Consider the following 22,032-nt stretch of genomic DNA (forward strand, 5'->3'; position numbering starts at 1 on the left):
TATACAAAATCAGCGACTCTTTTTGGAGTCGCTGATTTGTTATATTGAGCTTTAGGCTATTATCTGACAGGTCTAAGCGTATTGCTAAATGTCACCTTGAAAGGGACTTCTTTGTTTGAATTGTTCTTCATGATATAGATGAACTTAAACATTTTAGCATGATCTGTTTCTATGGTAACCTCTCCTTTTGTATAGCTATCTTTTACGAGAATATCTTTTGTGTTTTCTATTCTTATTGATTTGGCTATACCCGTAGATAAATCACTCATTATCATCGATTTTAAAAATGTTTTGTTCTCATTCTTAATCGTGATATCCTCTCCTTTGAATCCTTGAGTTAGAATTATGACAGAATATTTATCTTCTGTAGCTCTCATTCCCTTTAGATAGTTCTCTTTTGTTTTCTCAGTTACAGAGCGGAAGTCATCTCGGACTTGTGCATAATCTGGTAAATCGATAACATCTTTTTCGTCTGGTAATCGATCTTCGGTCTTAATTTCTTCGATGCGTTCTTCGATTGTTAGGTCTTTGTTAGGAGCTTTAACATGTGATGCCGATTTACACATTGAGAATAAAACAATTAAAGCTAAAAAGGGTAGTTTTTTCATATTCTTAATTTAACGATGATAAGGATGCGATCGTAAGTAAGTATCTTTGTGCAGTAAAGATAAATTATTTTGAAGCATATTAAAAATGCGAATAGTTAAAATTGACAATTGATGAAATACGATGTGATTTTAGTCGGAGGTGGAGCAGCAGGATTTTTTACTGCCATTAATCTTGCAGAACAAAACAAGAAATTGCGTATCGCAATTCTTGAGAGAGGCAAAGAAGTATTGTCAAAAGTGAGAATATCTGGTGGAGGACGATGTAATGTAACACATGCATGTTTTGATCCAAGAGAATTAGTGCAGTTTTATCCCAGAGGTGAAAAAGAACTATTAGGACCTTTTCATCAGTTTTGTTCAGGTGATACTATTAGCTGGTTTGCTGAGCGTGGAGTGAACTTAAAAATTGAAGAAGATGGAAGAATGTTTCCCGATACTGATTCTTCAGAAACGATTATTAACTGTTTTTTAGGTGAAGCTAAGCGCTTGAAAATTGATATTATTACAGGAGTGAGTGTTCAGAGTTTCTTTAAGAAAGAGGACACTTGGAAACTCGATACATCCAAAGGAGGATATGAATGTTGTCATTTAGTAATTACTACAGGTAGCAATCCAAAGATTTGGGGCTTGATGCAAGAGCAAGGGCATAGCATTGTCGAGCCTGTACCTTCTTTGTTTACTTTTAATGTCAAGGATAAACGCATTAAAGATTTAATGGGGATAGCTGTGCCTGCTGAAGTAAAAGTAAAAGGTACTAAGCTTGAAGCAAGTGGTCCCTTATTAATTACACACTGGGGAATGAGTGGCCCTGCAGTTTTGAGATTGTCTGCTTGGGGTGCTCGCATTTTAGCAGATAAAAAGTATCAGTTTTGTATTACTGTGAATTGGGTTCCTCAACACAGTAGAGAATCTATCTTTGAAGATCTACAAGAGGTTCGCAAGGAACAGTCCAAGAAGAATGTCATTAAGCGTGGGCTGTATGATTTGTCAAATAGGTTGTGGGAGCGAATTGTTTTATCTTGTGATATTGCTGAGGATGCAAAGTGGGCTGATCTAAACAATAAACATCTGCAAGTATTATCAGCAGCACTTACTGAGGCTGAGTACCAAGTAAACGGTAAGAGTACCTTTAAAGATGAGTTTGTTACTGCTGGTGGAATTGACTTAAAAGAAATAAATTTCAAAACAATGGAGAGCAGAATACAGGATAATTTATATTTTGCTGGAGAAGTTATGAATATTGACGCTATAACAGGAGGTTTTAATTTCCAAAATGCTTGGACTACTTCTTATATAGCTGCCTTAACTATTGCAAATAAAAATGGAGAATCAGATGAAGTATAATTATTATAATTTCCCAAGTAGAATAGTATTGTTGATTATTAGTATAGGACCATTTCTCGGAATGGGCATTTACTTTTTATTGCAGGGGATTGGTTTTGCGAAAGTTCTTTCAGTTCTTTTATTCTTTTTGTTTGCTGTATTTTTTTATAAGGCATTTTTTATGAATGTGATTATTGATGAAGAAGGAGTTAAGTATCAAAGTCTATTTAGAAAGCAGTCTTTTGAATGGGCAGAACTACACGATGTATTAATCGTAGTTAGACAAAGGCGATCCGTTCCTGATTTCTATAAATTGAATGAGTGGTTCGATGCTGGATATAGTGGTAAAAGCTACTTTTTATTATTTAGAACAACAGATGCTTTTCCTGAGAACCCAATGTTTATGTTTAGCGCTCCGATGAGCTATCATTATATTAGTGTTCAGTATCGAAAAGGAATGGAGAAGATTATAAGAGAAAAGCTTAAATAGAATTTTGTATTATAATTTTATCGATGCAATATTAGTTTTTTTAACTATTTTTATGAAAAAATTAATATATGTTAGATAAAATTAAGTATGCGGCTACCCTCTCTATGTTAGGAGGTGTTAGTTTCTTTAAGTTAGTGCTATTAGGGCTTTGTAGTTTGGTAGTGACTTTTTCAGCAGGGTTTTTATTGCTAATTAATGCGTCAAAATATACCTCTCAAAAGGTAGAGTCTGATTTTTTCTTAGTTAGTTTATTTAAACTGTATCCACTTCAAACCCTTTTGTTATTGTTGATTATTGCAAGTGGTTTTGTCTTATTTAGCATTTCTGGTAAATACGCTATGCAAAAAGTTGCAAACAAAATTGTCAATGACAAGGCAGAGACTGCACTTTATCCAGTGCTGGACAAAGTTTTGAACAAGGCATTTGGCGGTATTGGTGAGGAAGAAAAAAGGAATATGTTTCAGAAGGGTGTAGACTTCTCGCTGGTACAAGTTAAAGCAGTTGACGCGGTCAAAAACGAGACTGAGAATAAATGGGTAAGAGGATTGCTTGTTTACGGCTTTGAAAAGTTGAGTATTGACGATATTCCTTTCAATGATCCCAATATTGATATACGGGATATAGTGAAAATTAAGGTTGTTGACTTTATCAAGGAAATGGCTGAACCAAGTAAAGGTTTGTTTTGGTATCTTGTTTTATATCATTGGATTGTATTGGGGATTATTATTTTTACGAGGTAAGACAAGTTAATCTGCAACTATACCTATTTGGTAAAAAAGAGAAGCATACATTACTTATAAAAATATAGAAATACAGCATTTAGTTATTTGCTCTATTCTAATTAGAGACCCTCTATTGCAACGCTGTTAGCTTGTAATAGAGGGTTTTTGTTTAGAGTTATCACAGATGCAAAAATTGGTGGTTCATTTTTTATGCCTTTAGTCTTGTTGCTCAGTCATCTGGTGTCTATTTGATGTGCAAGTTGGAGATTAAAGCGATTTTATATTTGAATCATAGAAAACAGAACTTATTTTAAAAGATAAAATGCTCGTTTACCAGATTGAAGTAAACTGTTTTTTTCTTTTGACTATCTATAAAAGTACTTTCTGTATCGAAAAGAACGTTTTTTCTACTTTGTTTGCAACAGGATTTGTTTTGTTTATAGCGTGGATTTTAAAATTTTTAATGTGTGTTCAATAGAAGAACAGAAAAAAGATTGTAGTCTTTAAGAGATTAATTTATTGGTGTTTGTTTATTCTAAGGAGTGAGTTTTAGCTGATCTATTAATGAAATCATCGAAAATGATGATCAAGTTGACAAATTAAAAAAAGCAGATTTGAATGCCTTATTAGAGGGTCTCGCTTGCACTATCTTCGGGATTCCTTGCGCTTTTCTTGGGGTTTTCTTGCCTAGAGGGCACTTTTCTCGAAGAAAGGTGCAAGAAAGGTGCAAGAAAACCCGAAGCAATACCCAAACACATTGGAACAAAATCATCGGTAGGGAGTCAATAGAGATGTGGAAGTAATAAACTGCTGGCTTGAAATGATTTCACCTTGTTTTGTGTGTTTCTTACACCAGGTTTGATTCTTTTTTTGGTGATTAAAACTCTGGTATTAGTTACACTTGTATCTATTTGTTTCAATACTCCTTTAGCACGCCCATGAGAATGCCATAGAGAGCAATGGCTTGTTGATACATGAACGATACATCGGAGATACGAATAGAAAGAAGCGAATTTTTGTTTTCGCTCTCTTTTTACTTTTGTTAGAAGTATAGTTTCCAGCTAAAGAAAGTTTATTAGTGTTTCTTGTCAAAGAATGAACTGAGTCGAAGTTTTATTTAAGATAGTATTTTAGGTAAGAGTTGCTCTCTAATAGAGATGTGATGTTGAGCTTTACAGGTGTAATTTCAATATTAGATGGGTTTTACGAAGAAAATAGGGATGTGTTAGGAGAATAAAATTGGCAGTTAATAGCGATTATGAGCAAATACAGTTTCACAAAAGCGATTACTTTGTTTGGAATAGGGGGACAATCAAGAAAAGATAGTATTTTTGTCAAGATAGAAATTAAGAAGAAATGAATATAGAAGATTTTATTTTTAATCAAGAAGTAGATAAGTCGACTGCACTACAGGGGACTTTTACATGGAGTGCACCGAGTAATATCGCATTGGTCAAATACTGGGGAAAGATAGGAGATCAGATACCTGCCAATCCTTCTTTGAGCTTTACGCTATCTGAGTGTAAGACGATTACATCTCTTGACTATAGAGTGAAATCTGAGAAGGGGATAAGCTTTGATTTGCTATTTGAAGGTAAGCCCAAAGAGGACTTTAAGCCCAAAGTGCAGAAGTTCTTTGAGCGTATAGTGAAGTATTGCCCTTATATAGAGGATTACCATTTCGCAATTGATACGAAAAATACCTTTCCGCACAGTTCGGGGATAGCGTCATCTGCATCAGGTATGGCTGCATTGGCTGTGAACGTGATGTCATTAGAGAAAGCGTTGAATCCCACTATGACAACTGCATATTTTGATCAAAAGGCGTCTTTTTTGGCGCGATTGGGTTCAGGAAGTGCTTGTAGAAGTATTTCAGGAAGTATCGTTGTATGGGGTGAACAAGCAGAAGTGTCAGGTAGTTCTAACTTGTATGGGGTAGATTTTCCCTATGAAGTACATCCTAAGTTCAAATCCTTTTGCGATGTAATTTTATTAGTTGACAAAGGAGAGAAAAAGGTATCGAGTACAGTTGGTCACAATTTGATGAATAATCATCCTTATGCAGAAAAGCGATTTGAACAAGCTCATGTTAATTTGAGTGAGTTGAAAAAGATTTTGATAGAGGGTAATATTAATGGCTTTGTGTCGTTAGTAGAAAGTGAAGCTTTAACACTTCATGCGATGATGATGACCTCTATGCCTTATTTTATTTTAATGAAGCCAAACACACTTCAGATCATTGAGAAAATATGGGCTTTCAGAGAAAAAACGGCAATACCTGTGTGCTTTACTTTAGATGCTGGGGCAAATGTCCACGTTTTGTTTCCAAAAGAAGATAAAGATTTTGTGATGACTTTTATTAGACAAGAATTGGCTCTTTTATGTCAAAACCAGCAATTTATTGTAGATGAAATTGGTTTTGGCGCAGAACAAATAAAATAATTTTGTATCTTTATGTAATGGTATATTTATTGCCTATATTATAAACTAAAAAATTTTGGTTATGAAAAATTTGGTGAAAATATTCGGAATAGTGTTAGGTACTGTCTTGATTGGACAAGTATCTTATGGTCAAGAATTAGTTGAAGATCAGAACCCAAACTATAGAAATAGTATGTATAAATATGTTGCAATTAAAGACTCATTGACTACAACTTTGAGTACTACGGTTCAGGATACATATAAGGCATACGATTGGTATGAGGCTAAGCAAGAGCGAAAAGCGCAACGTAAATTGTGGAAACACGAGGAGCGAATGGCACGAGCTAAGTATGGTAGAAATCACTATTACTCTGATTACTATGGTAATAGTTATGGTGGGTACTATAATGGATACAATAGCGGATGGAATTGGAACTGGTTAAGACCAAGTATTGGTTTTAAAACAGGTAACTGGTTCTTCTCAATTTAAAATAAATAGCTAAACGAAAAATAAAATAAGAAAATTATGCAGATGAAACGTATTGCATTAGCAGCAATCTTAGCAGTGTCAGGATTGTTTATCTCGTCTTGTGGACGTCAAGTAACAAGAGTAAGTACTGATGAAACTATTGATATTAGTGGAAGATGGAATAACTCTGATTCGAGAGAAGTTGCGCAACAAATGACAAAACAAGTATTAGAAGGGCCTTGGATTTATAATTATCAAGATGAGAACGAAGGGAAAAGACCTGTAGTGATTGTTGGTATGGTTTACAATAAAAGTCACGAGCATATTGAAGCTGAAACTTTTGTAAAGGATGTAGAGCAAGCGTTTATTCAGTCACAAAGAGTACGTTTAGTACAAGGTGGTAAAAAACGCGAGGAACTTAGAGGAGAGAGAGCTGATCAACAAACAAATGCATCAGTATCTTCAATGAAAAAATTTGGACTTGAACAAGGTGCAGACTTTATGTTGCAAGGTTCAATTAACTCAATAGTTGATTCTCACAAAAAACAAAAAGTGGTTTATTATCAAGTTAATTTAGAGTTAACTAATATTCAAACAAATGAAGTGGTTTGGGTAGGAGATAAGAAAATCGCTAAATATGTAAAACGTTAATAAATAGACATTCATGGTTTTAAATAGAACCATAAGTATATTACAAAGAACATCAGTGCTTTTTGCGCTGATGTTCTTCGTGTTTGGATGTGCATCATATCACGATAGAATAACTGATTACTATAAGAAGGTAGGTGCAGGTGATTACGTTGAGGCTGAAAAGTCATTAGATAAGAATGCCTTAGTAAAGAAAGATCGAAACAAGCTTTTATATCTTATGGAGAAAGGTAGGTTAGCCCACCTTCAAGGAGAGTATGCTAAGAGTAATAATTATCTGAACGAAGCGGATTTATTGATTGAGGATGCGGTTAAAAGTGTCGGAGATGTTGCTGTCGGCTTATTCTTAAATTCAATGTCTCAAAGTTATAAAAGTGAGGAGTTTGAGATTTTTATGTTGCATTATTACAAGGCATTGAATTATTTGTTTTTAGGAGAAACTCAAGAAGCTGTCGTTGAAGCAAGAAGAATTTCTCTGCAAAATTACGCTCAAGGAGATAAGTATAAAGACAAGACTACTCGCTATTCGAAAGATGCTTTTTCGCTAATTCTTCAGGGGTTGATTTACGAACATGCAAAAAATTACAATGATGCATTTATTGCTTATCGCAATGCAGTGGAAGTTTTTAAATCTGCTCAAGGTTCTTATTACGGTGTGAGTACGCCAAGAGCTTTAAAGATGGATTTATTGCGCATGGCTTATAATCTTGGGTTTACTGGCGAATTAAATGCTTATCAAAAGGAATTCAACTTAAAGTATAATCCTAAAGAGGAAAGTGAAGGAGGAGATTTAGTTATTTTTTGGGAAAATGGTATGGCTCCTATAAAAACGGAAGAGAATATCGTTTTCACTCTTGTAAAAGGTGAAAAGGGAGGACTGTTTTTTACAAATGCTCTTGGAATTATGATTCCTGTTAGTTTAAATATTTCTGGAGGGACTACATTGAATGATGTTCACAGTTTGAATATTGCCTATCCAAAGTATATTGTGCAACAGCCACCTTATTTTAAGGCCTTAGCGAAATCGAATGACTACAACTATTCTTTTGAATTGGTTGAAGATATTGATGCTTTAGCTGTAATGACTTTAAAAGAAAGAGCAGGAAAAGAATTAGGTGATATTTTAACGCGTATGGCAGTTAAAAAAGCAGCTGAATACGCATTGAAAGCAGCAGCAAAATCCAATGGAAAAGACGGAGAGGCAAATGCAGTTCTGGAAGGTATTGGATTCGGAGTACAGTTGTTTAATATGTTTTCAGAGAAAGCAGATACCAGAAACTGGCAAACTTTGCCAGCAAAAGTAAATTATACGCGTATTCCTCTAAAAAAAGGAGAAAATGTAATCAATGTTGAAATGGAACGTCCTACAGGACAACGTTCAACATATAGTATAACCGTTTATGGTACTGGAGGTGTTCAGTTTCATAACTTTGCAACAATGAGGTAAGTATGATTGTAAATAAAGTGTGTACACATTGTAAACAGGAGATAGAATGTAAAGTTGATCAGATTGCTGATTGTGATTGCAGTAAGGTTGAGGTGAGCAATGATACACGTCTTTTTTTGAAACAGACCTATCACAAGTGTTTGTGTAATACCTGTCTTGAAAATATCAATGATTTAGTTGCTCAAGCAAAAGGAAAAGATTTTCCCAAAAGGCGAAGTGAGATGATTGAAGGAGTACATTATTATATCGAAAACGGGTATTTTGTATTTACAGAACTGTATCATTTAATGAAAGGGTATTGCTGTCAAAACGGCTGTAGACATTGTGTTTATGGCTTTAAGAATAGATATTTATAAAAATCCAATTGAAAAAATAACTAAGTGTATAATATTGCTTATTTTTGCATTGAAAAAAAAATCGTAAAGTAACTATGAAAGGACCTTTATTTTATTCAAAAATTCTTCTGTTCGGTGAATATGGAATTATAAAAGATTCAAAGGGATTGTCTATTCCTTATAATTTTTATAATGGAGCTTTGAAGGTTGAAGATAATCTGGAAGGATTTGCTTTAAAGTCAAATGCAAGTTTAAAGAACTTCGCTTTGTATTTAAAGGATTTACAAGAAGCTGAACCGACATTAGTACAGTTTGACATTGATGCTCTTTTAGTAGATATTAATAGAGGTTTGTATTTCGATTCCAGTATTCCTCAAGGATATGGAGTAGGAAGTAGTGGGGCTTTGGTTGCGGCAATTTACGATCAGTACGCAAAGGATAAGATTACAGTTCTTGAAAATTTGACTAAGGACAAGTTGTTGATCCTTAAAGGAATATTCGGTAAGATGGAAGCTTTTTTTCATGGAACAAGTTCTGGTTTAGATCCTTTGAATAGTTATCTGAGTTTACCAATCTTGATTAATTCAAAAGACAATATTGAGCCTACTGGTATCCCTTCTCAAAGTGTTGATGGTAAGGGGGCTGTGTTTTTAATAGATAGCGGTATTGTAGGCGAGACAGCTCCGATGATTACTATCTTTATGGAAAAGCTAAAAGATCAAGGTTTTAGAAACGTATTAAAAGAGCAGTTCATTAAACATACGGACGAATGTGTTGAGAGTTTCTTAAAAGGTGATTTTAAAAACCTTTTTTCAAATACCAAACAACTTTCTGCTGTTGTCTTTAATCATTTTAAACCTATGATTCCTGAGAAGTTTCATCAAGTATGGCAAAAGGGAATTGAAACAAATGATTATTATTTAAAACTTTGTGGATCAGGTGGAGGGGGATATATCCTTGGATTTACTCCTGATATCGAAAAAGCAAAAGAATCATTGAAAGAATATGAATTGGAAGTAGTTTATCAATTCTAAAGAAATAAAATAAAAGTTCTAACCTTTCGCAATCGCGAAATAAACAGGCAATTCACTTAATGTTATCTAGGAAAAATAAAATACTCTTAGCTAAAATATTCAGCTTGTTCTCTGTTGTGAGAGGTTATAACATTTTGATTATTGTTATTGCGCAATATCTTGCATCAATCTTTATTTTTGCTCCTGAAAAAAGAGCATTAGATGTTATTTTAGATTGGAGACTCTTTCTGATTATTTTCGCGTCTTCGTTGGCAATTGCCGGTGGGTATATTATCAATAATTTTTACGATGCAGAGAAAGATTTGATTAACAGGCCAATAAAATCTATGTTAGATCGCCTTGTTAGTCAAGCTACTAAATTAAGAGTTTATTTTGCTCTTAACTTTATTTCTGTTTTATTGCTGATACCCGTTTCTATTCACGCTTCTATTTTCTTTGCGGTATATATTTTCTTACTGTGGTTTTATTCTCATAAGTTGAAGAAGTACCCCTTAGTAGGTAATTTGACTGCTTCTTTATTAGCTATGTTGCCTTTTTTTGGTATATTAATGTACTTTCAATCTTATTATATTGGAATATTTATTCATGCGTTCTTTTTGTATATTCTTATTTTAATACGAGAGTTGCTAAAAGATATGGAAAATATTAAAGGTGATTTTGCAAACGATTACCAAACGATACCTGTTCGATTTGGTGAAAGTGTGGTTAAGCAGGTGGTTAGTGTGTTAGTTTTAATCGCTTTTATTCCGATTTACGTTTTGGTTAGCTATTTGGATATAGGATATATGAACTACTATTTCTATTTAAGCTGTACGGTATTAATCGTGTTTTTGATCATGCTTTGGAAGGCCAATTCAGTATCCGAATATCACAAACTTCACATTAGTTTGAAATTGTTAATCTTGTTAGGTGTATTTTCAATCATGTTAATTAAACCTGATGTTTTAGTTAGTGGTAAGATACTATTAGAAGAAACTTTGTAAGTTTGCACCCTATTTTTAGAAACATTCTTTAATAGAGAATTAGTTTAACTATCTTTGCAAAAATAATTTAATATGAATAACGGTAAGTCAAATTCGAGAAATAATAATAAATCTACTCGTAGTGGTGGTGGTAATACCGATAAGAAGAAGACCTTCAAGCAAGGTGGTAGCAGTGATGGAAAGAAGTTGTATGGGAAATCGAATAAGCCATTTGACAAAAAACCTAAAGTTATAAAACAAGTAAAAGAGTCTGATGAGATTCGTTTAAATAAGTATATCGGTAATTCAGGTGTTTGTTCAAGACGTGAAGCTGATATCTATATCGTTTCGGGAAATGTAAAGGTAAATGGTGAAGTGGTTACGGAATTAGGTTATAAAGTGAAGCCTAATGATGTTGTTAACTTTGACGGTACTGTTATTACCCCTGAAAAAAGAGTATATGTGTTGTTGAATAAGCCTAAGGGATTCTCTACAATTAACGAGGAAGTTGTAAGCCCTGAGAATGTATTGTCATTAGTAAAAGGAGCTGCAAATTATCCAATTGTACCTGTAGGACGTATGGATAAGTCAACACTTGGATTAATGTTGTTTACAAACGATACAGCTCTTATTCAGAAGCTTAATTCTCCTGAGCAGCGTTCTTCTAAAATGTATCAAGTAACTATTGATAAGAACTTGAAGTACGAAGACTTAGAAAAGATACAAAAAGGTGTTTACATTGACGAAAGACGTGTATTCGTTGAGGAGGTTGCTTATGTAGCAGACCAGCCTAAAACTGAGATTGGAATTAAATTGAAAGCATCTAACGTAAAGTTGGTTCGCGCAATTTTCGAAAGTTTAGATTACAATGTGATTAAACTTGATCGCGTGATGTATGGTCCTTTGACAAAGTGGAATTTGCCAAGAGGTAAATGGAGATTCCTTACAGAAGAAGAAGTTAGAAACCTTAAGAATGGCTAATTCTTAATCGTTTTTGTGATATATAAAAGCTCGCTTGTAAAGGCGAGCTTTTTTTATTTTAACTGTAATGATATTCCGTGAACGAGTATCAGAGATTATCGGTGTTACTCTTTGTTGAACCCAGATTAGGCAAACGAAAAGTAATTGTACAAAATAACTTTGAATTAGTGAGTAGAGCCTACCATAGTAAGGTTTTAGAACTAATACAAGAGATATGAATTAGAATTGCTTTGTAGTATTTGACTAATGAATCTGGGTTCAAACTCCGTTTTTTGGGTTAGTAAGTTAAGTGTTACTCCTGTTGTGAAATATCAATTGATTTTCACTCATAAAAAAAGTGAACAGACGCCTGTCTATTCACTTTAATATTTAGATTGAAAGTGTTTATTTATTGTAAGTACGCAGGAAGTTCCATAGGTACTTCCATTAATAAGACTTGACTATTTTTACTTGCTTTGATAGAGAAAGATTCCTTTTCGTCAAAACCAATCGCATCTCGTCTGTGTAGAACATCTTCTTCTATGCTTATTTCGCCTTCTAATACAAATAGGAATATGCCATTTGATTTGTCTTTTAATTCGTAACGTAGTTCTCTGTCTTGATCTAAATCAGTGAGATGAAACCAAGCATTCTGGTGAATCCAAACCCCTTTGTCGTCTGGGTTAGGCGATAGTATTTGATCCCATTGATTTGCTCGATCCTCTTTGTTTAGCTTAAGTTGATCGTAACGTGGTTTTACATTTAGTTTATTTGGAAATAGCCAGATTTGTAGGAATTGTGAGGCGTTAGTTTCATCTGGATTAAACTCACTGTGATTAATACCTGTTCCTGCACTCATCACTTGAATTTCTCCTGTGTTTATAATAGTGCCGTTTCCCATGCTGTCTTTATGTGATAGACTGCCATTTAGCGGAATAGAAATGATTTCCATATTCTCATGTGGATGTGTTCCAAATCCCATTCCAGGAGCTACATAATCGTCATTTAAAACTCGAAGAACACCAAAGTGTATTCTCTCGTTGTTTTGGTAATTTGCGAAGCTAAAAGTATGATATGATTTTAGCCAACCGTGGTTAGCATATCCTCTACTGTCAGCTCTAAATATAAGTTTGTTGTTCATAATTTTACCCTTTTAAATTCACTTACAAAGTTAAGATATGTTCCCTCATACCAACTTAATATAGGTTAAGAAGGAGGTAGTCATCCGAGAAGAAATAAAAAAGAGTAACTTTCTAAGTTACTCTTTTTAAATTATCTTGTTAAACTGTAATATTCTTTAATAATATCATCTCTAAAGTCAGGATGAGCAATATTGGCTAAAGCATGTACCCTTTGGTCAATAGTCTTTCCTCGGAGATCTGCAACTCCATATTCTGTTACAATAAATTGTGCGTGTGCTCTTGACGTGACTACACCAGCGCCAGGTTTAAGAGTGGGAACAATTTTATTTTCACCTTTCTTAGTTGTAGCGGATAGAGCGATAATAGCTTTACCTCCCTCGCTCATTGTGGCTCCACGCATAAAGTCTACTTGACCGCCCACACCTGAGTATAATCGGTGTCCAATAGAGTCAGCAACTATTTGACCAGTAAGGTCAATTTCTACAGCAGAATTAATGGCAACTACTTTAGGGTTTTGTCTAATGACAAAAGGATCATTGGTATAGCAAGATTCTCTTAATTCAAAGAAAGGATTATTGTCAATATACTTATATAAGCGTTCTGTACCAACACAGAAAGTAGAAGTCGCTTTTCGATTCGTTGTTACTTGTTTAGAACAATCAAGTGCTCCTGCCTCAATGAGGTCAATCACTCCATCAGCAAACATTTCGGTATGTAGTCCTAAGTGTTTGTGATTTCTAAGTTTAAGTAAAACTGCTTCGGGAATTGAGCCAATTCCCATTTGTAATGTACTGCCGTCGTCAATCATTTCAGCGATAAAACTGCCTATCTTATCTTCAGCGTCACTAATAGTTGAACTATACTCTGTAAGAATAGGGGTGTCATGATGTACTAAAACGTCAATTTGAGATAGGTGTAAAGTAGCATCACCAAAAGTACGCGGTAAGTAGTTGTTTACTTGTGCAATAACTAACTTAGCTGTTTCTATTGCTGCAGGTTCAGCTACAACTGATGGTCCTAATGAACAAAAACCATTAGCATCAGGCGTTGATACTTGAAGGAGTACGACATCTAAAGGAACTAATCCACTTCTAAATAGCTTTGGTAGTTCACTCAAAAACACTGGTGTATAACTGCCATTGCCTGCTTTGATTGTATGTCTTACATTTCCACCAATGAAAAAGGAATTTACCTTAAAGCTCTCTTTGTATTTGGGGTCAGCATATGGTGCTGATCCCAGCGTGTGTATATGAGAAAATTCAACGTTTTTTAACTCGTCAGCTCTCGCAATAATTGCATCTATTAAGTGATTGGGAGTAGAGGCTACCGAGTGTAAGTATATTCGGTCATTTGATTTTATCAATTTGGCTGCTTCTACTGCTGTCAGGTGTTTCATTGTAGTGTTTTAATAATGTTAATACTGTTGTAGCGGTTAATAGATTAGCTGGACTAAATTACGCTTTTGCTTTTGATAGCCAAAGCAAAAACTATATCTATTCATTTTTTTCATTGAATCTAAAAACGTAATTTTGTAACACTAAAAAAATACAAGGTATGATTATTCCAAAAACTCCAGAAGAAATTGAGTTGATGAGACAAAGTGCCCTATTAGTTTCAAAAACATTAGGGATGCTCGCAACGGAACTAAAGCCAGGAGTAACGACTTTAGAATTAGATAGAAAAGCGGAAGAATTTATTAGAGATCACGGTGCTGTGCCTGGATTTAAAGGACTTTATGGTTGTCCATCTTCTATTTTGACAAGTGTAAATGAACAAATCGTACACGGATTACCTACCGATAAACCTATTGTAGAAGGGGATATCGTTTCTATTGACTGTGGTACTGTTATGAATGGTTTTTATGGAGATCATGCATATACATTTGAAGTTGGTGAAGTTGCACCAGAAGTAAAGAAGTTATTACAAATCACAAAAGAATCTCTATACGTGGGTATTCGTGAGTTCCGAATTGGAAATCGCGTGGAAGATGTAGGTAGTGCTATTCAAAGATATTGCGAGGCTGAAGGATATACTGTTGTTCGCGAGTTAGTAGGTCACGGACTGGGTAGAAAAATGCACGAAGATCCTGAAATGCCAAACTACGGTAAGCCTGGTAGAGGGAAGAAATTTATCGAAGGACAAGTAGTTGCAATTGAACCTATGATTAATTTAGGTACTCGCAACATCAAGCAATTAAACGATGGCTGGACTATCGTTACTCGTGATGGAAAGCCTTCTGCGCATTTTGAACACGATGTAGCTATGGTTAATGGAAAGCCTGAATTGTTATCTACTTTCCAGTATATCTATCAAGCATTGGGTATTGTGAGTAACGAAGAGGATGAGTTTAGAGCTAAACCTTTAGTGCTTTAATTCTCCTTAATTCTTTTATGAAGAAATTATTCAAAACGATATTGAACATTGTACCTCGGCCGATTTTAATTCGGCTGAGTTATATTGTTCGCCCTGTTTTGGCTTTATATCTTAAAGGCAGTCGTTATACTGACCCAATAGATGGTAAAAGCTTTCGTTCGTTTTTGCCTTATGGTTATGCTACACAACGTCATAACGTACTTTCTCCAAGTACACTTTCTTTAGAAAGACACCGCCTTTTATGGCTTTATTTAAAGAGTGAAACAGATTTTTTTACTGCTTCAAAAACTGTACTTCATTTTGCTCCTGAGCAAGCTTTCTACAAAAGATTTAAGAAACAGGCTAATCTGTCGTATACTACAACTGATTTAGAATCTCCTTTGGCCGATGTAAAGGCTGATATATGTAATCTTCCCTTTGAAGATGATAGTTTTGATGTCATCCTTTGTAATCATGTATTAGAACATATACCTGATGATACTAAGGCGATGCAAGAATTATATCGCATTTTAAAACCTGGTGGTATGGGGATTTTTCAAATACCTCAAGACTTATCACGTGAAGTGACTTTTCAAGACGACTCTATTACAGACCCAAAAGAGCGTACACGTATTTTTGGACAGTATGATCACGTTAGGGTTTATGGGCGTGATTACTTTGACAAACTTAGAGCTATAGGTTTTCAAGTTGAAGAAGTATATTACACAGATAAGCTAACTGCTGAGCAAATCGACAGGTATTGTTTAGCGGCTGGAGAGATCATTCCAGTGTGTTATAAAACAATATAATCCTATTCATTGCAAAGGTGATTTTACAACCTTTTTTTATTCAATAGTACTAGTTTGCATCATCTCCTTATGTATAGTTGTTAGCTTAGGACCAATGTCTTTTCGATTCCTTTGATATTTCAGTATCTTCGTTTGCGAATAATAAAAAAGAGATACGATGATAGATACAGTAATATTTGACATGGACGGTACGTTAATTGACTCTGAGAAATTCTGGCAACAAGCAGAAAGGGAGGTGTTTACTGAACTTGGTGCTGTCTGGGAAGAAGAAATTGCACATCAAACGACTGGTAAAACTGTTCGTGAAGTAACGGAATTATGGTATAGTATGTACCCATGGGAAGGTAAGACATTTGAGGAGGTTGAAAAGGCTGTTATTGATCGTGTAGGGGAGTTAATACAGGAACAAGGAGAAGCAAAAGTAGGCGTAGTTGAAACGTTGAAATTCTTGAAACAGAATGGGATCAAGATAGGATTAGCAACTAACTCAACTGTGGGGTTAATTGATGTAGCTGTAGATAAACTTAATATTAGAAGTTACTTTGAAACATTGGTTTCTGCTTTTGAGGTACCTAATGGCAAACCCGCTCCAGATGTGTACTTAAAAGCTGCTGCAAATTTAGGTTCTTTGCCTATTCATTGCGCTGCTGTTGAAGATTCAATTACGGGATCTCAATCTGGTCGTAATGCTGGAATGACTGTAATTGCGATTCCCGATAACCTTCCATACGACGATGAGCGATTTAACTTTGTAGATTATAAGTTACACAGCATGTTGGATTTCGAAAAAGTAATCAGTCCTATTTTAAAAAAATAGTATCTTAGGGTTTTAAATAGATCATCATGCTTTCAAAAATCTCTATTCTCTTGTGTACTTTGTTTACGGTGGTATCCATGGGACAAGTTCCTCAAAATATTACTGTAGATTATATTAAGTCGGCCTCGTTTATGAGGGGAAATCAATCGACATTTCCCCATTTTAGATTAGGAGAGAGTTTTACATTAGAATTTGATGACTTATATGGAGATGAAAGCAACTATTATTATAGAGTAAAAGCTTATAATTACGATTGGACCCCTTCTAAGTTGAGGACGATTGAGTATATCGATGGAATGGATAATCAGCGTATACGCAGTTATGAAAACTCGTTTAATACCTTACAAGATTATACGCATTACAGTTTGACTTTGCCCAATTCCCAATATAAGATCACCAAGAGTGGTAATTATGCCTTAGAGATTTACGACGATCAAAATGAGGTTGTCATCCGAAGAAAGTTTGTCTTGTATGAGGATAATGCCAAGGTGTCTTTACAAGTAAAAAGGACAAGAAACTTGGACTTTTACGATTCGAAACAGCGCTTGGAGTTCAGTGTCCCTATGGGAGAAGCTGAGTATCAGAACCCCATGAAAAATATTAAAGTTGCAATCTTTCAGAATGGCAGATGGGATAGCTTTTTACACAATATTGCACCTCAGTATATTATTGGAACAGACTTGGTTTACAAATATGATGAGGAAACACAGTTCTGGGGAGGTAATCAGTATTTGAATTTCGACAACAGCGATATTCGACAAGTGAACAATATGATTGGAGCGACAAATGTAACGAATGGTATTTATAATACATATTTGCATATCAATGAGAGTAGAAGGGCAAAGGTGTATACGTATTTTCCCGATTTGAATGGTCACTTTTATCCTCGTATGATTAACCAGTATAAGAAGGTTTCGACGGAGGGAGAGTATAGCTGGGTTTATTTTTCGTATAGTCCAGAGTTAGATATGCCTGAGAATACCGATTACTACGTTACGGGAATGTTTAATGATTACGAGTTGACATCAAGTAATAAGTTGGTGTATAATGAGGAGAAAGATGTCTATGAGAAGGCGATATTAATTAAGCAAGGGTTCACTAACTTCAATTACACAGCAACTGTTGATCGAAAGGTTGCTCCAGAGTGGAATGCAGATGGTAATTTTGCATTGACAACCAATACTTACCAAGTAATAGTGTATTACAGAGGAAGTATCGATCTATATGATCGTGCAATAGGCTACGGATTTATCAATGCACAAGATATTACAAACTAACAATGTGCAAAATGCGAATGGTTTTCTGATAATTTGCAGTGATTAAAATTGTGATATTGTTATTAAAAAAGCGTATATGTTTAATATAATTTACTTTTAAAGCTTTTTAACTCTAAAAATTGGGGATTCTGCTATAAAATGATTAGTTTTGATGTATCAATTAGCAATAATTATGATTACGAAGGTAACCAAAGGTGTGAAGATATCTATAAAAACGGCTTATGAAGGTAGTTTTTATAGAAAAAAGAAGCTTAGTTATGCTTTTACTTATGAAATAACTATTGAAAATCACTCTGATGCAATCATACAGATAGACTCTCGTTTTTGGAAGATTTTTGACTCTACTAACGGATTTGAGTTTGTGCAAGGAGAAGGGATAGTTGGACAGCAACCTATATTGTATCCTGATGATTCACATACCTATCGAAGTGGGTGTGTTCTGGAGTCTACTATGGGAACTATGGAGGGAAATTATACCGTAAATAACTTATTGGATAATTCTACATTTAAAGTTTTAATTCCGCGTTTTCAATTAATAGCACCATTCAGTATGAACTAAATACTGTTGCTTTTAAAGGAGATAAGCGAAATATCTTCCTTTATTTTTATTTATATTTGTAATCATTCAATTTTTAATAAACTACTTAAACATAACAAATATGCCAAAAGGAATCTATAATGTTCCAAAAGCTGTAAATGAGCCTGTAAAATCATACGCTCCTGGAACTACAGAGAGAGAGTTGACGTTGAACTCTTTTAAAGAGCAATACAATTCTCAAGTTGATATCCCATTATATATTGGTGGAGAAGAAATCAGAACTGGAAATACAAAAGATTTATTTCCTCCTTTTGATCACAAACATAAATTAGGTGTTTATCACCAAGCAGATAAAGCATTAGTAGAAAAAGCTATTGCTACAGCTTTAGAAGCAAAGAAGAAATGGGCTGCTATGCCATGGGAGCACAGAGCTTCGATTTTCTTAAAAGCTGCTGAATTATTAGCAGGTCCTTACCGTGCTAAGATTAATGCTGCTACAATGATCGCTCAAGCGAAAACATTACATCAAGCTGAAATTGACTCTGCATGTGAGTTTATTGACTTCTTGAGATTCAATGTAGAATATATGACTCAGATCTATGCTGAACAACCAACTTCAACAGATGGTGTTTGGAATAGATTAGAGCACAGACCATTAGAGGGATTTGTTTATGCAATTACACCATTTAACTTTACTGCAATTTCGGGTAACTTACCGTCTTCAGTTGCAATGATGGGGAACGTAGTTGTATGGAAACCTTCTGCTACTCAAATTTACTCTGCAAGAGTAATTGTTGAGGTATTCAAACAAGCTGGTTTACCTGATGGTGTAATCAATGTTGTTTATGGAGACTCAGCTATGATTACTGATACTTTGTTAGCAAGCCCTGATTTTGCTGGTATTCACTTTACTGGATCAACAGGTGTGTTTAACAGTATGTGGAATAAAATTGGTCAAAATATCAATAACTATAAAACATACCCTCGTATCGTAGGAGAAACAGGAGGAAAGGATTACGTTTTAGCGCATCCATCTGCTTGTCCAAAAGAAGTAGCTGTTGCTCTTACAAGAGGTGCTTTTGAATACCAAGGACAAAAGTGTTCTGCTGCATCAAGAGCTTACATTCCTGCTTCATTATGGGATAAAGTAAAAGATTTTATGGCAGCTGATTTAGCTACTATTAAAATGGGATCACCAGAAGATCCAACAAATTACGTTTCTTCAGTTATCTCTGAAAGCTCTTTTGATAAGTTAGCAAAAGCAATAGACCAAGCAAAAGCGGCAAGTGATGCTGAAGTAATCTTAGGTGGTAAATATGACAAATCGGTTGGTTATTTCATTGAACCAACTGTAATTTTGACTTCAAATCCTAAGTACGATACGATGCAGACTGAATTATTCGGACCTGTATTAACTATCTATGTGTATGAAGATGCTAAATGGACAGAAACATTAAAATTAGTAGACGAAACTTCTGCTTACGCATTAACAGGTGCAATTTTCTCTAAATGCCGTTATGCAATTGTTGAGGCTACTGAAGCATTAGTAAACTCAGCTGGTAACTTCTACATTAATGATAAACCAACTGGAGCTGTGGTTGGTCAACAACCTTTTGGTGGAGCAAGAGCTTCAGGAACTAACGATAAAGCTGGTTCAGTATTGAACTTATTACGTTGGGTTTCTCCAAGAACAATTAAGGAAACTTTTGTTCCTGCAACTGATTATAAATATCCTTTCTTAGGATAATATAATATATTAAAGGCGGTTGCAACTGTTGCTAACCGCCTTTTTTTATTAACACTTAGATTCAATTCAGTGCTTTTTATTGGGAATGTATAATTATTGTTATTATACTACTTAAGTAAGAATACACTAACTATTTTGCTTTTATCTTTTTTCGACAATAGAGAAAAGTCCCTTTTTATTAGGATCGTTTTTTAAGAGACTATTAAACCATAACCACTTATTAAACGACTGATTAAAAATATATCATCTATTTTGCTTTTATTATTTTTCGAATACTGAAAAATGATCCTTTTTATTTTAAAGTACTGGGTTATAATTATTAATTAAAAATAGTATAACTCATGTTTAAAAAATTAATTGACAATAAACAATTAGTCATTAATCCCCCTGTATTTATTACCTCTATTTTATTGATTATATCTCTAATAGCGGTTTGTTTGATTTTTCCAAATAAGGTAGGTGGATGGTTTCACGTGGCTCAATTAGCTGTTACCGAGAATTTCGGATGGTTTTTTGTAATCACTGTTAATATAATTTTGATTTTCGCGCTGTATTTAGCCTTTAGTAAGTTTGGAAGTATTCGCCTTGGAGGAGATGAGGCTGAACCAGAGTTTAGTCGTCCTTCGTGGTTTGCTATGCTATTTAGTACAGGTATGGGAATTGGAATTATGTTCTTTAGTATTGCAGAGCCTGTTTCCCATTTCTTTAATCCACCAAGAGCAGTTGATGGCGATATTGAAGCTGCAACTCAAGCTATGGAATTTACGGGTCTTCACTGGGGATTGCACGCTTGGGCTATTTATGCAATGGTAGGTCTTGCATTAGCTTTTTTTGGTTTCAATAGAAAACTCCCAATGACTTTCCGTTCTTTATTTTATCCTTTCTGGGGAGAAAAGATACACGGTTGGTGGGGACATATTATTGATATCTTATCGACTTTAGCTACTGTTTTTGGATTGTCTACTTCTTTAGGTTTAGGTGTAACACAGATCTCAGCTGGTCTTAGCTATTTATACGGATGGGAAATCACGCCAGGTATCCAAGCTATTATTATCATCGGAGTAATTGGTATTGCTACTATATCCGTATTCTCTGGATTGGATAAAGGGGTTAAATTGTTGAGTAACGCCAATATGTATATAGCATCAGGTTTTATGCTATTGATTTTCATTTTGGGGCCTACTTTGTTTATTCTGAAAGGATATGTACAAAATACAGGAGCATATTTGGCTAATTTTATTGACATTAGTACTTGGAATGACACTTATCAAGGATCAGGTTGGCAGAATTCATGGACCATATTTTATTGGGCATGGTGGATTGCTTGGTCTCCATTCGTAGGTAGTTTTATTGCTAGAATCTCAAAAGGGCGTACAATTAAAGAGTTTATTCTCGGTGTATTAATTGTGCCAGGGTTGATTACGCTATTGTGGATGAACGTTTTTGGAGGAAGTGCTTTAGATACTATATTGTCGGGAGATTTAACAATGGTTACTGCTGTTAAGGAAGATATCTCTACTGCTTTGTTTGTGTTTTTAGAGAATTTCCCAATGACTAAGTTTTTGTCAATTATAGCAATTATTCTAATATTCTCTTTTTTCATTACATCTTCAGATTCAGGTTCTTTAGTAGTAGATAATATTACTTCAGGTAGCTATGGAAAATCACCTGTATGGCAAAGAGTCTTCTGGTCTTTTGCTCAAGGATTCATTGCGATTGTCCTACTATGGGGTGGAGGATTAGATGCCTTACAAACTGCTGTTATTATTACGGGATTACCTTTTGCTGTGATTTTGATAGTGATGTGTTATAGTTTACAGAAAGGTTTAAAAGAGGAGATGAATAAGAGAGATAAGAAATTAAAATCTAAACAAGAAAAGAGTTATAAGGATATTATCTCTGACTTATTAGATGAACAACAAAATAACTAA

General features: G+C 34.6%; 21 protein-coding genes. 18 read left to right on the plus strand and 3 right to left on the minus strand.

Features of this window, described 5'->3' with window-relative positions; translation table 11 throughout:
• Positions 1-59: 59 nt before the first annotated feature.
• Positions 60-608 carry a hypothetical protein gene (locus tag GOQ24_RS05710; protein WP_155091005.1) on the minus strand — a complete coding sequence of 183 codons (549 nt, stop codon included), beginning with the start codon at positions 606-608 and terminating at the stop codon, positions 60-62.
• A 111-nt stretch (positions 609-719) separates the two neighbouring features.
• Here GOQ24_RS05710 and GOQ24_RS05715 point away from each other — a divergent pair, with 111 nt between their 5' ends.
• The 11 genes from GOQ24_RS05715 to GOQ24_RS05765 all read left to right on the plus strand — a co-directional run bounded on the left by GOQ24_RS05715 (position 720) and on the right by GOQ24_RS05765 (position 11,440).
• A complete protein-coding gene (locus GOQ24_RS05715; protein ID WP_155091004.1) occupies positions 720-1,952 on the plus strand; it encodes an NAD(P)/FAD-dependent oxidoreductase in 1,233 nt (410 codons plus the stop codon).
• Positions 1,942-2,421: a PH domain-containing protein gene (locus tag GOQ24_RS05720; RefSeq protein WP_155091003.1), complete on the plus strand. Its 480-nt coding sequence runs from the start codon at positions 1,942-1,944 to the stop codon at positions 2,419-2,421. The genes GOQ24_RS05715 and GOQ24_RS05720 overlap by 11 nt, the downstream gene beginning before the upstream one ends.
• Positions 2,422-2,489: 68 nt before the next feature.
• Positions 2,490-3,161 carry a hypothetical protein gene (locus GOQ24_RS16620; protein WP_230381480.1) on the plus strand — a complete coding sequence of 224 codons (672 nt, stop codon included), beginning with the start codon at positions 2,490-2,492 and terminating at the stop codon, positions 3,159-3,161.
• Between the two features lie 1,338 nt (positions 3,162-4,499).
• Entirely contained in the window at positions 4,500-5,585 is a 1,086-nt protein-coding gene (locus GOQ24_RS05730; protein WP_155091002.1) for a diphosphomevalonate/mevalonate 3,5-bisphosphate decarboxylase family protein, read from the plus strand.
• Between the two features lie 61 nt (positions 5,586-5,646).
• The gene (locus GOQ24_RS05735) at positions 5,647-6,054 is read left to right on the plus strand and encodes a hypothetical protein (protein WP_155091001.1); all 408 of its coding nucleotides are present in this window, start codon (positions 5,647-5,649) and stop codon (positions 6,052-6,054) included.
• A 36-nt stretch (positions 6,055-6,090) separates the two neighbouring features.
• Positions 6,091-6,684, plus strand: coding sequence for a penicillin-binding protein activator LpoB (locus GOQ24_RS05740; RefSeq protein ID WP_155091000.1), 594 nt, complete (start codon positions 6,091-6,093; stop codon positions 6,682-6,684).
• Positions 6,685-6,697: 13 nt separating this feature from the next.
• Entirely contained in the window at positions 6,698-8,128 is a 1,431-nt protein-coding gene (locus GOQ24_RS05745) for a COG3014 family protein (protein WP_160339276.1), read from the plus strand.
• 2 nt (positions 8,129-8,130) lie between these two features.
• On the plus strand, positions 8,131-8,484 hold the full coding sequence (locus GOQ24_RS05750; protein ID WP_155090998.1) for a cysteine-rich CWC family protein: 354 nt from the start codon (positions 8,131-8,133) through the stop codon (positions 8,482-8,484).
• Positions 8,485-8,558: 74 nt separating this feature from the next.
• Positions 8,559-9,497, plus strand: coding sequence for a mevalonate kinase (locus tag GOQ24_RS05755; RefSeq protein WP_155090997.1), 939 nt, complete (start codon positions 8,559-8,561; stop codon positions 9,495-9,497).
• Between the two features lie 59 nt (positions 9,498-9,556).
• On the plus strand, positions 9,557-10,480 hold the full coding sequence (locus GOQ24_RS05760) for a geranylgeranylglycerol-phosphate geranylgeranyltransferase (protein ID WP_160339277.1): 924 nt from the start codon (positions 9,557-9,559) through the stop codon (positions 10,478-10,480).
• Positions 10,481-10,552: 72 nt separating this feature from the next.
• A complete protein-coding gene (locus GOQ24_RS05765; RefSeq protein ID WP_155090995.1) occupies positions 10,553-11,440 on the plus strand; it encodes a pseudouridine synthase in 888 nt (295 codons plus the stop codon).
• A 388-nt stretch (positions 11,441-11,828) separates the two neighbouring features.
• Here the strand turns inward: GOQ24_RS05765 and GOQ24_RS05770 are convergent, their stop codons facing one another.
• Complete coding sequence (locus tag GOQ24_RS05770) at positions 11,829-12,560, minus strand: pirin family protein (RefSeq protein ID WP_155090994.1); 732 nt, start codon at positions 12,558-12,560, stop codon at positions 11,829-11,831.
• A gap of 131 nt (positions 12,561-12,691) precedes the next feature.
• The gene (locus GOQ24_RS05775; RefSeq protein ID WP_160339278.1) at positions 12,692-13,957 is read right to left on the minus strand and encodes an acetyl-CoA hydrolase/transferase family protein; all 1,266 of its coding nucleotides are present in this window, start codon (positions 13,955-13,957) and stop codon (positions 12,692-12,694) included.
• Between the two features lie 158 nt (positions 13,958-14,115).
• Here GOQ24_RS05775 and map point away from each other — a divergent pair, with 158 nt between their 5' ends.
• The 7 genes from map (at position 14,116) to GOQ24_RS05810 (ending at position 22,032) form a co-directional block, all read left to right on the plus strand.
• Positions 14,116-14,934 carry a type I methionyl aminopeptidase gene (gene map, locus GOQ24_RS05780; RefSeq protein ID WP_155090992.1) on the plus strand — a complete coding sequence of 273 codons (819 nt, stop codon included), beginning with the start codon at positions 14,116-14,118 and terminating at the stop codon, positions 14,932-14,934.
• A 17-nt stretch (positions 14,935-14,951) separates the two neighbouring features.
• Positions 14,952-15,722, plus strand: a complete 771-nt coding sequence (locus GOQ24_RS05785) for a class I SAM-dependent methyltransferase (protein ID WP_160339279.1) — start codon at positions 14,952-14,954, stop codon at positions 15,720-15,722.
• 157 nt (positions 15,723-15,879) lie between these two features.
• Positions 15,880-16,539, plus strand: a complete 660-nt coding sequence (hxpB, locus tag GOQ24_RS05790) for a hexitol phosphatase HxpB (protein WP_160339280.1) — start codon at positions 15,880-15,882, stop codon at positions 16,537-16,539.
• Between the two features lie 26 nt (positions 16,540-16,565).
• A complete protein-coding gene (locus tag GOQ24_RS05795; protein WP_155090989.1) occupies positions 16,566-17,816 on the plus strand; it encodes a DUF5103 domain-containing protein in 1,251 nt (416 codons plus the stop codon).
• A gap of 172 nt (positions 17,817-17,988) precedes the next feature.
• The gene (apaG, locus tag GOQ24_RS05800; protein WP_155090988.1) at positions 17,989-18,375 is read left to right on the plus strand and encodes a Co2+/Mg2+ efflux protein ApaG; all 387 of its coding nucleotides are present in this window, start codon (positions 17,989-17,991) and stop codon (positions 18,373-18,375) included.
• A gap of 100 nt (positions 18,376-18,475) precedes the next feature.
• Complete coding sequence (gene pruA / locus GOQ24_RS05805) at positions 18,476-20,101, plus strand: L-glutamate gamma-semialdehyde dehydrogenase (RefSeq protein WP_155090987.1); 1,626 nt, start codon at positions 18,476-18,478, stop codon at positions 20,099-20,101.
• Positions 20,102-20,442: 341 nt separating this feature from the next.
• Positions 20,443-22,032 (plus strand): BCCT family transporter, encoded by a 1,590-nt coding sequence (locus GOQ24_RS05810; RefSeq protein WP_160339281.1) that lies wholly within the window; start codon positions 20,443-20,445, stop codon positions 22,030-22,032.

Source organism: Myroides sp. LoEW2-1 (assembly GCF_009767705.1).
Lineage (GTDB): Bacteria > Bacteroidota > Bacteroidia > Flavobacteriales > Flavobacteriaceae > Flavobacterium > Flavobacterium album_A.

Coding starts and splice junctions, on each gene's coding strand:
- apaG (WP_155090988.1), top strand. CDS start 17,989: ATGATTACGAAGGTAACCAAAGGTGTGAAGATATCTATAAAAACGGCT.
- map (WP_155090992.1), top strand. CDS start 14,116: ATGATTATTCCAAAAACTCCAGAAGAAATTGAGTTGATGAGACAAAGT.
- GOQ24_RS05810 (WP_160339281.1), top strand. CDS start 20,443: ATGTTTAAAAAATTAATTGACAATAAACAATTAGTCATTAATCCCCCT.
- GOQ24_RS05795 (WP_155090989.1), top strand. CDS start 16,566: ATGCTTTCAAAAATCTCTATTCTCTTGTGTACTTTGTTTACGGTGGTA.
- GOQ24_RS05730 (WP_155091002.1), top strand. CDS start 4,500: ATGAATATAGAAGATTTTATTTTTAATCAAGAAGTAGATAAGTCGACT.
- GOQ24_RS05765 (WP_155090995.1), top strand. CDS start 10,553: ATGAATAACGGTAAGTCAAATTCGAGAAATAATAATAAATCTACTCGT.
- GOQ24_RS05770 (WP_155090994.1), bottom strand. CDS start 12,560: ATGAACAACAAACTTATATTTAGAGCTGACAGTAGAGGATATGCTAAC.
- pruA (WP_155090987.1), top strand. CDS start 18,476: ATGCCAAAAGGAATCTATAATGTTCCAAAAGCTGTAAATGAGCCTGTA.
- GOQ24_RS16620 (WP_230381480.1), top strand. CDS start 2,490: ATGTTAGATAAAATTAAGTATGCGGCTACCCTCTCTATGTTAGGAGGT.
- GOQ24_RS05745 (WP_160339276.1), top strand. CDS start 6,698: ATGGTTTTAAATAGAACCATAAGTATATTACAAAGAACATCAGTGCTT.
- GOQ24_RS05715 (WP_155091004.1), top strand. CDS start 720: ATGAAATACGATGTGATTTTAGTCGGAGGTGGAGCAGCAGGATTTTTT.
- GOQ24_RS05775 (WP_160339278.1), bottom strand. CDS start 13,957: ATGAAACACCTGACAGCAGTAGAAGCAGCCAAATTGATAAAATCAAAT.
- GOQ24_RS05710 (WP_155091005.1), bottom strand. CDS start 608: ATGAAAAAACTACCCTTTTTAGCTTTAATTGTTTTATTCTCAATGTGT.
- GOQ24_RS05720 (WP_155091003.1), top strand. CDS start 1,942: ATGAAGTATAATTATTATAATTTCCCAAGTAGAATAGTATTGTTGATT.
- GOQ24_RS05735 (WP_155091001.1), top strand. CDS start 5,647: ATGAAAAATTTGGTGAAAATATTCGGAATAGTGTTAGGTACTGTCTTG.
- hxpB (WP_160339280.1), top strand. CDS start 15,880: ATGATAGATACAGTAATATTTGACATGGACGGTACGTTAATTGACTCT.
- GOQ24_RS05740 (WP_155091000.1), top strand. CDS start 6,091: ATGCAGATGAAACGTATTGCATTAGCAGCAATCTTAGCAGTGTCAGGA.
- GOQ24_RS05755 (WP_155090997.1), top strand. CDS start 8,559: ATGAAAGGACCTTTATTTTATTCAAAAATTCTTCTGTTCGGTGAATAT.
- GOQ24_RS05750 (WP_155090998.1), top strand. CDS start 8,131: ATGATTGTAAATAAAGTGTGTACACATTGTAAACAGGAGATAGAATGT.
- GOQ24_RS05760 (WP_160339277.1), top strand. CDS start 9,557: ATGTTATCTAGGAAAAATAAAATACTCTTAGCTAAAATATTCAGCTTG.
- GOQ24_RS05785 (WP_160339279.1), top strand. CDS start 14,952: ATGAAGAAATTATTCAAAACGATATTGAACATTGTACCTCGGCCGATT.